13 protein-coding genes are annotated in these 13535 nt (G+C 70.7%); 4 read left to right on the top strand and 9 right to left on the bottom strand.

Going from position 1 to position 13535, the window contains the following annotated elements:
* From ABTW65_RS18560 to ABTW65_RS18530, 7 genes are all read right to left on the bottom strand, one after another.
* Positions 1-387 (bottom strand): DoxX family protein, encoded by a 387-nt coding sequence (locus tag ABTW65_RS18560; protein ID WP_350662708.1) that lies wholly within the window; start codon positions 385-387, stop codon positions 1-3.
* Between the two features lie 87 nt (positions 388-474).
* Positions 475-945 carry a carboxymuconolactone decarboxylase family protein gene (locus ABTW65_RS18555; RefSeq protein ID WP_350662706.1) on the bottom strand — a complete coding sequence of 157 codons (471 nt, stop codon included), beginning with the start codon at positions 943-945 and terminating at the stop codon, positions 475-477.
* An 85-nt stretch (positions 946-1030) separates the two neighbouring features.
* Positions 1031-1912: a sigma-70 family RNA polymerase sigma factor gene (locus ABTW65_RS18550; RefSeq protein WP_350662704.1), complete on the bottom strand. Its 882-nt coding sequence runs from the start codon at positions 1910-1912 to the stop codon at positions 1031-1033.
* An 85-nt stretch (positions 1913-1997) separates the two neighbouring features.
* Positions 1998-3704, bottom strand: a complete 1707-nt coding sequence (locus tag ABTW65_RS18545) for a cation:proton antiporter (RefSeq protein ID WP_350662701.1) — start codon at positions 3702-3704, stop codon at positions 1998-2000.
* 39 nt (positions 3705-3743) lie between these two features.
* Positions 3744-6011 (bottom strand): heavy metal translocating P-type ATPase, encoded by a 2268-nt coding sequence (locus ABTW65_RS18540; RefSeq protein ID WP_350662699.1) that lies wholly within the window; start codon positions 6009-6011, stop codon positions 3744-3746.
* 75 nt (positions 6012-6086) lie between these two features.
* Positions 6087-6293, bottom strand: a complete 207-nt coding sequence (locus ABTW65_RS18535) for a heavy-metal-associated domain-containing protein (protein ID WP_350662697.1) — start codon at positions 6291-6293, stop codon at positions 6087-6089.
* A 55-nt stretch (positions 6294-6348) separates the two neighbouring features.
* Positions 6349-7260, bottom strand: coding sequence for a DUF8832 domain-containing protein (locus ABTW65_RS18530; RefSeq protein ID WP_350662695.1), 912 nt, complete (start codon positions 7258-7260; stop codon positions 6349-6351).
* Between the two features lie 146 nt (positions 7261-7406).
* On the opposite strand from ABTW65_RS18530, the gene ABTW65_RS18525 reads away from it, so the two are divergent.
* The 4 genes from ABTW65_RS18525 (at position 7407) to ABTW65_RS18510 (ending at position 12916) form a co-directional block, all read left to right on the top strand.
* On the top strand, positions 7407-10475 hold the full coding sequence (locus tag ABTW65_RS18525) for an AfsR/SARP family transcriptional regulator (RefSeq protein WP_350662693.1): 3069 nt from the start codon (positions 7407-7409) through the stop codon (positions 10473-10475).
* A gap of 57 nt (positions 10476-10532) precedes the next feature.
* Complete coding sequence (locus ABTW65_RS18520) at positions 10533-11972, top strand: MFS transporter (protein ID WP_350662691.1); 1440 nt, start codon at positions 10533-10535, stop codon at positions 11970-11972.
* Positions 11973-12034: 62 nt separating this feature from the next.
* The gene (locus tag ABTW65_RS18515) at positions 12035-12256 is read left to right on the top strand and encodes a heavy-metal-associated domain-containing protein (RefSeq protein WP_350662689.1); all 222 of its coding nucleotides are present in this window, start codon (positions 12035-12037) and stop codon (positions 12254-12256) included.
* A 318-nt stretch (positions 12257-12574) separates the two neighbouring features.
* Positions 12575-12916, top strand: coding sequence for a hypothetical protein (locus ABTW65_RS18510; protein ID WP_350662688.1), 342 nt, complete (start codon positions 12575-12577; stop codon positions 12914-12916).
* Between the two features lie 193 nt (positions 12917-13109).
* On the opposite strand, the gene ABTW65_RS18505 is transcribed toward ABTW65_RS18510, so the two are convergent.
* Positions 13110-13232, bottom strand: coding sequence for a hypothetical protein (locus tag ABTW65_RS18505; RefSeq protein WP_350662686.1), 123 nt, complete (start codon positions 13230-13232; stop codon positions 13110-13112).
* A 24-nt stretch (positions 13233-13256) separates the two neighbouring features.
* Positions 13257-13529, bottom strand: a complete 273-nt coding sequence (locus ABTW65_RS18500; RefSeq protein WP_350662684.1) for a hypothetical protein — start codon at positions 13527-13529, stop codon at positions 13257-13259.
* Between the last annotated feature and the right edge of the window lie 6 nt (positions 13530-13535).

The raw sequence follows: 13535 nt of genomic DNA, 5'->3' as shown, positions 1-13535 counted from the left end.
TCAGCCGGTGAAGGGAACCCATGCGAAGCGCCCGATCGCCACGAAAGCGATCAAGGCGAGGTAGGTCGCGTCCACCAGCGCGGCCTTCGTCTCGCCACGGCGGATCCGCAGGATCACGGCACCGACCATGATCAGCGTCAGGCCGCTTGCCGCCAGCGGCACCAGGATCGGCGCGATGTCGAGCAGGGCGGGCAGGATCAGGCCGACGGCGCCGAGGATCTCGAGTGCTCCGATGGCCTTGAGGGTGCCGGGCCGGAAGTCGAGGACCCAGCGCGAGGCGTCGCCCATCGTGGCCATCCTCTCCCTGGGGACGAACAGCTTCCCGAAACCGGAGAGCAGGTAGATGGCGGCCATCGGGCCGGCGACGATCCACAGTGCGATGTTCATGAGTCTTCTCCTGGGCAGAATCGATGAGGTCGGTGGCCGCGGCGGACCCAGGACCGGGTCCGCCGCGAGCCTGAGGCGAATTGGGTGTCAGGCGTACTGCCCGGGCTGGTACTCGCCGCCGGGAGTCCGGGTGATCACGTTGAGGCGGTTGAAGGCGTTGATCAGGCAGATCAGGCCGACCAGGGCCATCAGCTGGTCTTCGTCGAAGTGCTTCGCCGCGTTCGCCCACGCCTCATCGGTGACACCGCTGGAGTCGGCGAGGCGAGTGCCCTGATCGGTGAGCTCCAGCGCCGCCCGCTCCGCTTCGGTGTAGACGGTCGTCTCCCGCCATGCCCCGACCAGGTTGATCCGCAGCGCGCTCTCACCGGCGGCCGCGGCGTCCTTGATGTGCATGTCGAGGCAGCCGCCACAGCCGTTGATCTGGCTGGCACGGATCTTCACCAGCTCCTGCACGGCCTTCGGCAGTGTCGAGCCGGCGATGATCTTGTTCGACGAGATGATGTGCTTCGCCCACGCGGCCCCGACCTCGTTGCCCATCGGGTTGATCCGGCTTTCCATCTTGAATCTCCTTCGTCTTCGGATGCTTGCACCACTACGACGAAGGCGTTCTCCAAGAGGTAACAAACCCGGGGCGACGGACGCCCTACTCGGGCCGCGGGGGTAGATCCATGGCGTCGAGGCGTTTGCGATCGCTGACGGTCACCAGCTCGACGATCCGGCCCTCGACCACGGTGCACGCCACCAGGCCGAGCACCTTGCCGTTGGCGCCCCAGGCCACGAACCCGGGCTCGCCGTTGACGCGGACCGGGAGCGCCGAGGTCATCGAGCGGGCGCCGCGAATCACCGGTTCGGCCACCTCGGCCGCGCCGACCGTGGTCAGCACGCCCTTCGGGTGGTACGTCCGCCAGGTCACGTTCGGATCGAGCAGGGTGACGAGCCCTTCGAAGTCCCCGTTCCGTGCCGCGGCCAGAAAGGCGTCGACCACAGCGCGCTGGCGCCGCGGCTCCTCCTGCGGCTGGGGTGTGCCCTGGACCTTCCGGCGGGCCCGGCTGGCGAGCATCTTGGTGGCGTCGGTGGATCGGCCGATGATCTCGCCGATCTCGGCGAAGGGCACCGCGAACATGTCGTGCAGGACGAACGCCAGCCGCTCGGTGGGCGTGAGGGAGTCGAGCACCACGAGCAGTGCCAGCCCGACCGACTCGGCGAGCATCGCGTCGTCCTCGGGCGCCGCCCCGCCATCGACGGCCACCACGAGCTCCGGCAGCCGGTCCTCGTACGACAGCTCCGGCCGGGTCTTGCGCGAGCGGAGCACGTCGATGCAGACCCGCCCCACCACGGTGGTCAGCCAGCCGGCCAGGTTGTCGATCGAGGCATCGTCCTGCCGCGCCAGTCGGATCCACGCCTCCTGCACCGCATCCTCGGCGTCCGCCCTGGACCCGAGCATCCGGTAGGCGACCGCCACCAGGCGCTCGCGCTGCTGCTCGAAAGCCTCCGCCGTCGCTTCGTGTGGCCCTGATCCGGTCATGTCGTTACCTTCCTCGCGCGAGCTCCGTCATGGTGATGACGGGCCAGCAGGCGCCAAGGTAACCGTCCGGCGCCCATCCGCGGTCTCAGTTCGCGTCGAGCCGCTTCTCCATGTCGTCGAGGATCGCCTCGACCTTCCGGTAGGTGTGGGAGCCGTAGGCACCGATGCTGCGCTCGGCGGCGAGCGCGTCGCGCATCGCGTCCAGGTAGCGCAGCTGCAGGATCACCGTCTGCTCCATCACGTCCGGCCTGATGCTGGGCACGTCTCGTACGCCGGCGAGCACCCGCGGCAGGATGCGGTCCTTGAGCTTCGTCACCAACTGGGGGTCGATCGGCTCCCCGTCGATGGTCTGCGACTCCAGCGGTCCGAGGTTGTCGATCGCATCCTCACCGACCTGGCGCAGCAGCGCCCGGAACGCGTCGTGACGGTCCGCCGACGACTCACCCGGGAAGCGCATCTTGCGGATGACCGCCGGGAGCGTGAGGCCGAAGAGCACGAGCGTGATGAGCGCGACCAGGAAGGCGGCGAGCACGACGGTCGCCCGATGGGAGGTGCCGACCGGGATGGTGTGGGCGGCGGCGACCGTGACGACGCCACGCATCCCGGCCCAGCCGATGATCAGGAAGCCACGCCTGGTGATCGGCTCGCGCTCCTCGAAGTCGATGTCTGCCCGGCCCCGGGCCAGCCGCCGCCGGGCCGACGTGATCCGGGCGTCCTCCCGGTCATCGGCGGGAGTCAGCGAGTCGAGCTTCTCCTCGAACTGGTCGAGGCGGGTGCGTACCTCTTCCTTGCTCTCCTCCCGGTCCCGGAGCGCGGGCCCGGCGAGCCCGAGGAAGCGGAGCGCGACCAGCAGGCCGACCACGATCAGGACCAGCCCGGCCATCTCGCCCAGCGTGGTCTCGCCGCGGGCGGCGTCGACGAGCCCGGGCAGCTGGTAGCCCATCCCCAGGAAGACGCCGCTCTCCAGGATGAAGTTGAACGTCGTCCAGGTGGTGGCCTGGGTCTGCCGGTCGCGGGCGCTGAACCGGCGGCTGCCGAGCCCGCCGGTGACCAGCCCGGCGACGACGACGGCGAGCACTCCTGACGCGTCCAGCTCCTCGGCGGGGAAGTAGGCGATGAACGGCACCGCGAACGAGATTGTCGTGTTGAGCACCGGGTCGTCCAGGCGCTGGCGGAGCAGCACGGTGAGCCATCCGACGACGGCGCCGATCACGAGCGCACCCAGCACCGCCCAGCCGAACTCCAGAGCCGTACGTCCCAGCGAGAACGAGCTGGCCGCCGCGATCCCCGCGACGGCCGTCCGGAGGACGACGAGGGCGGAGGCGTCGTTGACCAGGCTCTCGCCCTCCAGCACCGTCATCACCCGCGGCGGCAGCCCGACCCGGCGCCCGATCGCCGTCGCCGCCACCGCGTCGGTGGGACTGACGACCGCGCCGAGTGCGACCGCGAGCGGGAACGAGATCTCCGGGAACAGCCAGTGGACGACCGCCCCGATCACCAGCGCCGAGACGATCACCATCACGACCGAGAGCCAGCTGATCAGCCGGAGGTTCCGCCGGAAGTCGATGACCGGCAGGTTGACCGCGGAGGAGTAGAGCAACGGCGGCAGTACGCCGGCCAGGATCAGCTCCGGATCGATCTCGATCTCCGGCGCCCCCGGCAGATAGCTCGCCCCGATCCCGAGCCCCACGAGCAGCAGCGGCGCCGCCACTCCCGTACGCCGTGCGAAGACCGACGCCGCGATCATGATCGCCAGCGCCGCCCCGACGATCAGCAACACCCGATGGTCCATGCTCAGGAGCCTAAGAGATCGTGCGGGGCGGCGCTGGGATCAGCGGAAGCGGCGCAGCCGGAGGCTGTTGCTCACCACGAACACCGACGAGAAGGCCATCGCGGCACCGGCGAGCATCGGGTTGAGCAGTCCGGCGACGGCCAGCGGGATGGCCGCGACGTTGTAGGCGAACGCCCAGAACAGGTTGCCCTTGATGGTCGCCAGCGTCCGCCGCGAGAGCCGGATCGCGTCAGCCGCGACCCGTAGGTCGCCACGGACCAGGGTCAGGTCGCTGGCCTGGATGGCGACGTCGGTGCCGGTGCCCATGGAGAGGCCGAGGTCGGCCTGGGCCAGCGCCGGCGCGTCGTTGACGCCGTCTCCGACCATCGCGACCACGCGGCCCTCCTCCTGCAGCCGGCGGACCACCGCGACCTTGTCCTCGGGGAGCACCTCGGCGATGACGGTGTCCGCGGAGACCGGGATGCCGACCTCGGCGGCGACCGAGCGGGCCACCGTCTCGTTGTCGCCGGTGAGCAGGACCGGGGTCAGGCCGAGACGCTGGAACTCGGCGATCGCCGCGGCGGAGGTCGGCTTGACCACGTCGTTGACGACCAGGACCCCGCGCGCCTGTCCGTCCCAGCCGACGGCGACGGCGGTGCGGCCCTCGCTCTCGGCCCCGGCCATCGCGAGGGCGAGGTCGCCGGGCAGGTACTGGCTCCACTCCTCGAGCAGGCGGACCCGGCCCACGAGGACGGCGTGACCGTCGACGATGCCCTGGACGCCCAGGCCCGGGACGTTGGCGAAGTCCTCGGCCGCCGGCAGGGTGCCGACGCGGGCCTCGGCTCCGGCGGCGATCGCGCGGGCGATCGGGTGCTCCGAGGCGTACTCGAGGGCGCCGGCCAGCCGTGCGATCTCGTCGGCGTCCTCGCCGGGCACGGCGATCACCTCGGTCAGGGTCATGCTGCCTGTGGTGACCGTGCCGGTCTTGTCGAGCACAATGGTGTCGATCCTGCGGGTGCTCTCGAGCACCTCTGGTCCCTTGATCAGGATGCCCAGCTGGGCGCCGCGCCCGGTACCGACCATCAGCGCTGTGGGCGTGGCCAGACCGAGCGCGCACGGGCAGGCGATGATCAGCACCGCGACCGCCGCGGTGAACGCGGTGGCGGTCCCCGCGCCGGCGCCGAGCCAGAACCCGAGGGTGATGGCCGAGAGGGCGATCACGATGGGTACGAAGACCCCCGAGATGCGGTCGGCCAGCCGCTGAGCCGCCGCCTTCCCGGTCTGCGCCTCCTCAACCAGGCGCGCCATCTGGGCGAGCTGGGTGTCCGCGCCGACCCGGGTCGCCCGGACGACGATGCGCCCGCCGGCGTTCACGGTGGCGCCGGTGACGCCGTCACCGGGTCCGACCTCGACCGGCACCGACTCGCCGGTCAGCATCGCCGCGTCGATCGCGGAGGACCCGTCCTCGACGATGCCGTCGGTGGCGACCTTCTCCCCGGGACGTACGACGAACAGGTCGCCGACGGCGAGCTCGCCGATCGGGATCCGGGTCTCCACGTCGTCCCGCAGGACGGCGACCTCCTTCGCGCCGAGCTCGAGGAGCGCGGTCAGGGCGGCACCGGCGCGCCGCTTCGACCTGGCCTCGAAGTAGCGGCCGGCGAGGATGAACGTCGTGACCCCGGCTGCCGCCTCGAGATAGATGTTGCCGAGACCATCGGTGCGCTCGATGGCGAAGCTGAACGCGTGGGTCATGCCGGGCTCGCCGGCGGTGCCGAGGAAGAGGGCGTACAGGGACCAGCCGAAGGCTGCCAGGGTGCCGATCGAGACCAGCGTGTCCATGGTCGCGGCGCCGTGGCGCGCATTCGTCCAGGCGGCGCGGTGGAACGGCGCCGCGCCCCAGACGACGACCGGCGCGGCGAGCGTGAGCGAGAGCCACTGCCAGCTCTCGAACTGCAGGGCCGGCACCATCGCCAGGACCACCACCGGGACGGTGAGCAGGGCCGAGACCAGCAGCCGCTGCTTGAGGAGGGCGACCGGGTCCGTGGCGTCGGCGTCGGCGGATCCACTCGACGGAGCCGACTCGTGGCGGGGCTCCTTGGCGCCGTACCCGGCGCTCTCGACGGTCGCGATCAGCACGCTCGCGTCGATGTCTGTGCTCTCCGCGGCGACGGAGATCTTCGCCTTCTCGGTCGCGTAGTTGACGGTGGCGGCGACACCGTCGAGCTTGTTGAGCTTGCGCTCGATGCGGTTCGCGCACGATGCGCAGGTCATGCCGTCGATCTCGAGCTCGAAGTCGGTCGTGGGTGCAGAGGTTCCGGAGACGGTCATCACTGGTGTCCTTCGGGTGGCGTGGATCGTGGTGCGCGCCGGCTCCCCGGGTGACGGGGAGCCGACGCGGGTGGCTCAGCCGGCCAGCTGGTAGCCGGCCTCCTCGACCGCGCGCTGAACCTGCACGCGGTCGAGCTCGTTCGCGGAGGCGACGGTCACCTGGCCGGTGGCCAGGTCGACGTCGACCGAGGAGACGCCCGCGATCTGGGCGACCTCCTCCGTCACGGAGCTGACGCAGTGGCCGCAAGTCATCCCGGAAACGGTGTAGGTGGTGCTGCACATGGTGCTTTCCTTTCTCTGTGATGGACCCTGCTGAAGCAGGGAGTCAGTGGGCCGGTCAGTGGGCGTCGGCGACGGCGGTGAAGGCCGCGGTACACACCTCGCCGGCGTGCTTGAAGTCGAGGAACAGCCGGTACGTCCCGGCCGAGGGCACCTCGGCGGAGAAGGTGATCTCCGGGCCGGGGTCCGTGCGCCCGTCGTCGGGCGCCCCTTCGGGGTGGACGTGGAGGTAGGCGAGGTCGCCGTCGCGGAGCGCGACCAGGTGCCCGTACGCCTCGAGGTAGGGCTCGAGGTCGGTGACCGGTTCGCCGTCGCGGGTCACGGTCAGGGTGAGGCGCGAGGTCTGCCCGGCCACCAGATGACCGTCCAGATTCACCGCGTACGGGCTGACCGTGCTGGTGGCCGCAGCCGCCGGCAGCGGCTGGGGCTCGTAGGGGCCGCCGACGAAGAGGTCCTGACCGAGCGTCAGGCCCTCGGCCTCGGCCGCCGGCCGGAAGTCGGCGAAGACGCGGTAGGTCCCGGCCGCGGCCAGGTCGGCGGTGACCGACCAGGTGCCGTCGTCGGCCATCACCGGGTGCAGGTGCTCGTAGGTGGCCAGGTCGCGGCGTACGACGATCAGGTGGAGCAGCTTGCCGTGGGCGGTCTCGAACCGGGTGACGGGCTCGTGGTCGCTGCCGAGGATCCGGAACCGCAGTGTGGCGGATGCCGAGCGCTGGGGACGGTCCTCGACGAGGTCGAGCGTGTAGCCCGCCTGGCTGACGTTGAGCCCGGTGGCCTCGGGCGCCTTCTTCGCGCCGTGTCCGGCGTGGCCGCCTTGGCGGCCGTGGCCGCTGTTGCCGGCCTCGTGCTTCTGGTGGGTCGGGCGCTCCGGCTCGCCGATGGGGCCGACGGAGGCACCCACGGCGGAACCCAGGCCGCCGAGGGCAACGACGGCTCCGGCGAACGCACCGACCTTGGCAATGGCGTTCATGTGATCACTCCTGGCTCGAATCTCGATGACTCTCGATGACATGCCAGAGGTTGCTCGGCGAATCTGTCCGCGGACTGTCCCGGCATTGTCGGCACCCGGACAGATATCCGATCGGCGCCTGCGCCCGGTCTGACTACGATCTCGATGTGCTGCCGACCCCGACCTCGCGTGACATCCGGTTCGGGCTGCTCGGCCCCTTCGAGTCCACGATCGACGGCGACATCGTCAAGGTCCCCGGGTCTGCGGAGCGGGCCCTGCTCGCGGTGCTGCTCCTGGCGCGCGGCCGGATCGTGCCCGCCTCGGCGCTGATCGACCGGCTCTGGGCCGACTCGTCGCTGCCGGCCGATCCGTTGAACGCCCTCCAGCTCCGCGTGTCCAAGCTGCGGCGGGTGTTCAAGAACGCCGGTCTCGACCTGGTGCAGCGCGACGGCGGTGGCTACCGGGCAGCGGTCGATCCGGTCACGATCGACGCCGAGGACTTCGAGCGCCGGATCCGCCGCGTCCGCGCGTCGGTCGCTGGCGCCGGGAGCCCGACCGACGACGATCTCGATGCCTACGACGCGGCGCTTGGGCTCTGGCGCGGCGACGCGCTCGCCGACTTCGCCACCGAGCCCTGGGCGGTGCCCGAGTCCGTACGGCTGGAGGACCTCCGCCGGACGGCGTACGCCGAGCGTGCTCAGATCGCGCTGTCGCTGGGCCGGCACGCGGAGGTCGTCACCGACCTCGAGCCGCTGCTGCGTACCGACCCGACCCATGAGGCCATGGCCGGCCTGCTGATGGTCGCGCTCTATCGAGCCGGCCGGCAGGCCGACGCGCTCGAGGTCTTCACCCGCACCCGGACGACCCTGGATGCCGACCTCGGGCTGGAACCGTCGGCCTCCCTCCGCTCGCTCCACGAGCGGGTGCTCCGACAGGACCCGTCACTCGGCTCCTCCGGCGAGGTCACCCTGTCCACCCCCGCGACCGGGCCCCACCGCCCCAGCGCCGGACTCTCCAACCTGCCGACCGACCTGACGCCGCTCGTCGGGCGCGAGGAGCTGCTCACGTCCCTGAGCGAGCGAGTCGGTACGTCCAGGCTCACCACCCTCGTCGGCCCCGGCGGGTCCGGGAAGACCGTCCTCGGCCTGCAGGTCGCACAGCGTGTCGCCGACCGGTTCCCGGACGGCACCTTCCTGGTCCGCCTCGCCGCGATCCGCAGCCGGGAGCACATCGTGCCGGCCGTCGCCGCAGCCGTGGCGATGCCGCAGGACGGCTCGGCGGTCGACCTCCAGGAACGACTGGCCGACTTCCTCGCCGACAAGCACCTGCTCCTCGTCATCGACAACTGCGAGCATCTCGTCGACCCCGTCGCGACCCTGGTCGAGCAGCTCCTGACGCACTGCCCCCGGCTCACCGTCATCGCCACCAGCCGCGAACCGCTCGCCCTGCCGAGCGAGGTCCAGACCCTCGTCGGACCGCTCCCGACACCGCTCGAGGACGACGACGCCGAGGCGATCGCCGCGACCGCCTCCGTACAGCTGCTGATCCGCCGGATCGCGACGGTCCTGCCCGGGATCGAGACCGACCAAGAGGCGTACGCCCCGCTCGGCCGCATCGCCCGCGCACTCGACGGCATGCCGCTGGCGCTGGAACTGGCCGCGGCCCGCGCGGCCACGCTGTCCCCTAGCGACCTCGCCGACCGGCTCGACCAGCGGTTCACGCTTCTCACCTCGGGAGCCCGGACGGCCGAGGACCGCCAGCGAACGCTCCGCGCGACCGTGGACTGGAGCTACGACCTGCTCGACGACCTCGAGAAGCGCGTCTTCGAAGGGCTCGCGGTGTTCCACGGCGGCTGGACCCTGACCGCCGCCGAGCAGATCCTCGCCGACGACGAGACCGACTCGAACCAGATCATCCACGCCGTCGGCAGGCTGGTCGAGCAGTCCCTGATCGTCGCCGAGCGCGGACCGGTCACCCGCTATCGCATGCTCGAGACGCTGCGTGAGTACGCCGCCGACCGGCTGTCCCAGACGGGCCGGAACGACGCCCTGGCCACCCGGCACGCGCACTACTTCGGCCAGGTCGCCGAGCGGTCGGCGCACGCCCTGCGCGGGCAGGGTGACGCCCGAGCGAGGCACCTCGTCGCCGACGAGCAGGCCAACGTACGCTCGGCCATCGCCTGGCTGGAAGGCCCGGCCGGCGACATCGACGCGGCGCTTCGGCTGGCCGGTCATCTGGGCCTCTTCTGGCATCAGGGCCGCCATCTCGAGGGCCGCCGGATCCTGCGTCGGCTCCTCGAGCAGGACCGCGGATCGGCGTCGGCGCGGGCGGCTGCCCTCCAGGCGGTGTCGCTGGTCGAGCGTCCCCGGGCCTGCGTCGTCCACCCCCATCCGCGCTGCGCCGATGCGGCCCGCGAGAGCCTCGCGATCTTCATCGAGGATGGCGACACCGACGGGGCCGCGATCTCGCGGGTACTGCTCGCCGTCGAAGGGGTCAACGGAGGGGACCCGGAGGCCGCCGCGCTCCTGGACGACGCCGAGGTTTGGTTCCGGGAGCGAGGGGACCGATGGGGTCTAGCCGTCGCCGCCTTCGTCCGGCTCGAGACGGCGCTCAAGGCCAGGGACGAGCCGTCGGCGATACGCCTCGGACGGGCCACCGCGGCCGAGTTCGGTCACCTCGACGACCCGTGGGGTCAGAGCGCGGTCCTGTACCACCTCGGCTGCGGCCTGCGGGACTTCGGACGACTGCGGGAGTCGGCCAGGACGCTCGAGCAGGCGATCGACGTCGCCGCGTCCGCAGGCATCCACAACAACGTGCAGTGGGCCCTCGCCGACCTCGGCATCACCCATCTCGAGCTGGGGGACGAGGAGGCGGCCCGAGACGCCTTCCGTCGCGCGGAGCTGGCGTCCCGTCACGTCGGTGACCGAGCCGGGTCGGTCCTCGCGACGTACGGACGGGGCCGGCTCGCCGAGCGTCAGCAGGACTGGTCGAGCGCCATCTCGCTGCTGTCGAGCGCGATCCAGGGCTTCGAGACGCTGGAGACGCCCGCGATGACGGCCAAGGCCACGCTCGCGCTGGCCCGGTGCCATGAGCAGGTCTCCGAGACAGAGGCGGCCGCGGAGCGCTACGACGAGGCCCGCGCGCTCGGCCTCGCCGCCGGCGAGACCGCCGTCGCCACAAGGGCGGAGGAGGCGCTGGCCCGGCTGAACAACGGCCGGACAGTCCAGGGACAGTGACGCGGGACAGGTTCTCCTCACGCGGTCGGAAGGCCGCCCTGACGAAAAGAGAGAACCATGTCTTCCACAGCATCCCCGGCGGCGGGTGCCAACAGCCGCCGCTGGCTCGCCCTCGGCCTCATCGCCGCCGCCCAGTTCATGGTCATCATGGACACCTCCATCATCGGAGTCGCCCTCCCCGAGATACAACGCGACCTCGGATTCGCCCCGCAGGACCTCAGCTGGGTGTTCAACGCCTACGTGGTCGCCTTCGGTGGCCTCCTCCTGCTCGGCGGCCGGCTGTCCGACCTGCTCGGCGCGCGGCGGATCTTCGCCATCGGGTGGCTGGTCCTCGGAGTCGGCTCGCTCGTCGCCGGTCTCGCTGACGGCGTCGCCGTCGAGATCGCCGGCCGCGCCATCCAGGGCGCCGGATCCGCGCTCATCGCACCGTCGGCACTGACGCTCCTGTTCATGACGTTCGGGTCGAACCCGAAGGAGCTGACCAAGGCCCTGGCGCTGTACGGCGCGGCCGCCCCGGCCGGCGGAACGGCCGGCGTCTTCCTCGGTGGCGTACTGACCGAATACCTGTCCTGGCCGTGGGTCTTCTTCATCAACCTGCCGATCGCCATCGGCGTACTCCTCCTGACGCCCGGCGTGATGCCTGCGGGCGTGGCGCAGCGCGGCCGGATCGACGTCCTCGGCGCGCTCACCGTCACCCTGGGTCTTGCCGCGGTGGTGTTCGCCGTCGTACGTGCCCCCGAGCAGGGCTGGGGATCGCCCAGCACGCTCATCGCCGGTCTCGTCGGCATCGCCCTGCTCGTCGCCTTCGTGGCCCTGCAGGCCGGCTCGGCGGAGCCGCTGATGCGCCTGGGAATCTTCCGGGCGCCGAACCTCGCCGCCGCCAACATCGCCCAGCTCCTGCTCGGCGCGGCCTGGATCCCGATGTTCTTCTTCATCAACCTCTACCTCCAGCAGGTGCTCGGGCTCGGTGCCTTCGAGTCCGGCGCCGCCCTGCTGCCGATGACGGTGACGATCATGCTCGGCATGGTCGCCGTCGCCCCGCGCCTGACCGCCGCGTTCGGACCGAAGGCGATGACCGTCGGCGGCCTCGTCGTCCTCGGGATCGGCCTGGTCTGGCTCTCCCGGATCGACGCCGACGGCAGCTTCGCCGTCGACGTGCTCCCGGCGACGCTGGTCACCGCGGCGGGCATGGCGCTGGCGTTCATCCCGTCCCTGAGCACCGCGCTCGGCGCGGCCGCACCCGAGGAGGGCGGTCTCGCCGCCGGGATCGTCAACACCAGCTACCAGGTCGGCTCCGCGCTCGGGCTGGCGGCGATGACCGTCGTCGCCTCCGCGTACGGCTCAGACCAGGTCGGCGACCTGGCCGCCATGACCGACGGCTTCTCGGCCGGCTTCCTCGGCGCCGCCAGCATCGCTCTCGCCGGTGCCGTCGTCACCGGGATCGGCTGGAAGTCAGTCCGCGCCGCGACCCCCGAGTCGGTTCCCGCCGGCCGCTAGCAGTCCAACCCTCTTCGTGGCCTCGGATCCTTCCGGGGCCACGAAGGCACAAGGAGACCGCCATGCAGACCATTCAGCTGTACGTCGAGGGCATGCGTTGCCCTCGATGCGTCCGTGAGGCCACGGCCCGCCTCCGGGACCTCCCCGGCGTCGCCACCCTCACCGCCGACCGCGACACCGGCCAGATCACCGTCACCGGAGACATCTCCGCCACCCACCTGCTCTCCGCACTTGCCGGCAGCAGCTTCACGGCCGAGGTGCGTTCCGTGACGCCCGTGCGTTGAGGCCGTCGTCACTCCCTCATCTCGCCGTCGGTGTCCTGCGCCGCCACGACACTCCGCCACCTTCGAACACACTGTCGGTGCTGTCCTCGACAATGGACCGGTGACCTTTCGACGCGCAGACGATCTCAATCGCTACCTGCGCGGTCACGTCTTCGTCGACGAGACAAAGACGAGGGATTACGTCGTCGCTGCGGCCACATTGCCAGCAGCCAAAGTCACGCAAGCCCGCAAGGCGCTCCGTGGACCGCTTCTGCCCCGACAGGACCGCATCCATTTCGCCAAGGAGAAGGACGCCTATCGTGACCGAGTTCTTCACGTATGCGTGGGCTCGAGGTCCAGGTCACCCTCTACGTCGCGAAGACCAAGGACCAACGCGCTGGACGTGCAGCCTGCCTGATCGCTGTGGTCGAAGATGTTCTCAAGGATCGAGCTTCCCACTTGGTCATCGAGCGCGACGAGAGCCTCATGCGCTCAGATCTCGAACTGATCTCCGACCTGCTCTACCCGGTGACCAACAAGCCGTCGTACCGCCTCGACGTCCCTCGCAGCGAACCGCTCCTGTGGATCAGCGACGCAGTGTGCTGGTGCTACCAGCGCGGCGGCCGTTGGACCGACGCGGCTTCGCCACTGGTCGTGGATGTCCGCCACATCATGGTCTGACCGCTCCGAGTGGGCGGAAACCTGACAGCCTCAGAAATGGCGCGAGCCCGGCTCATCCACCGTCCGGAAGACTGCCGGGCTTACTTCGCAGGCCTACAAGGCCGTTGCGATCCCTACTTTACAGGGTCAGCCTGCATTGGAGTAGGGCCGAGCGTTGCCGGCAAGACCCGGACGGTACGTACCTTCGTCGCCGTCAACGCAGCAGCTGTGCCAGCAACTGCAGCCAGCGCGGGCCTCGCAGCACGCCCTCCCGGGTGTGCAGCCCGAGATCGTGGAACACCTCCGGGCATCGGCAGGTGCGGATCACGGTCTTCACGGATCGTCCTCCTCTCGGTTGGGGTCACTTGGTGCTCAGTGAGCCTGACACGGTGCGGGTCGGGCGTGCTGCGACCGAGCAGGAGGCGCACCACCGGCGGATGTCCTCGGAGCGCAGATGCCAGAACGCGTGCCACCCCTGGGTCGGCGCACCGCAGAGGGTCACTTGGGTGCCGATTCTCTTGAGATGCGCCTCGCCCCACGGCGCAGGAGCCTGTGTCCCGGCGGGCTGGCGGTGTCTGGCCACGATGATCCAGATGCGCCCGACCGTCCTGGGATCGACGCCTGTGACGGGCACAGCCAT

It is taken from the genome of Nocardioides sp. NPDC127503 (assembly GCF_040302165.1).
Classification (GTDB): Bacteria; Actinomycetota; Actinomycetes; order Propionibacteriales; family Nocardioidaceae; genus Nocardioides.
The sequence above is the reverse complement of the archived record's forward strand: the minus strand, read 5'-3'. Positions and strand labels throughout refer to the sequence as shown.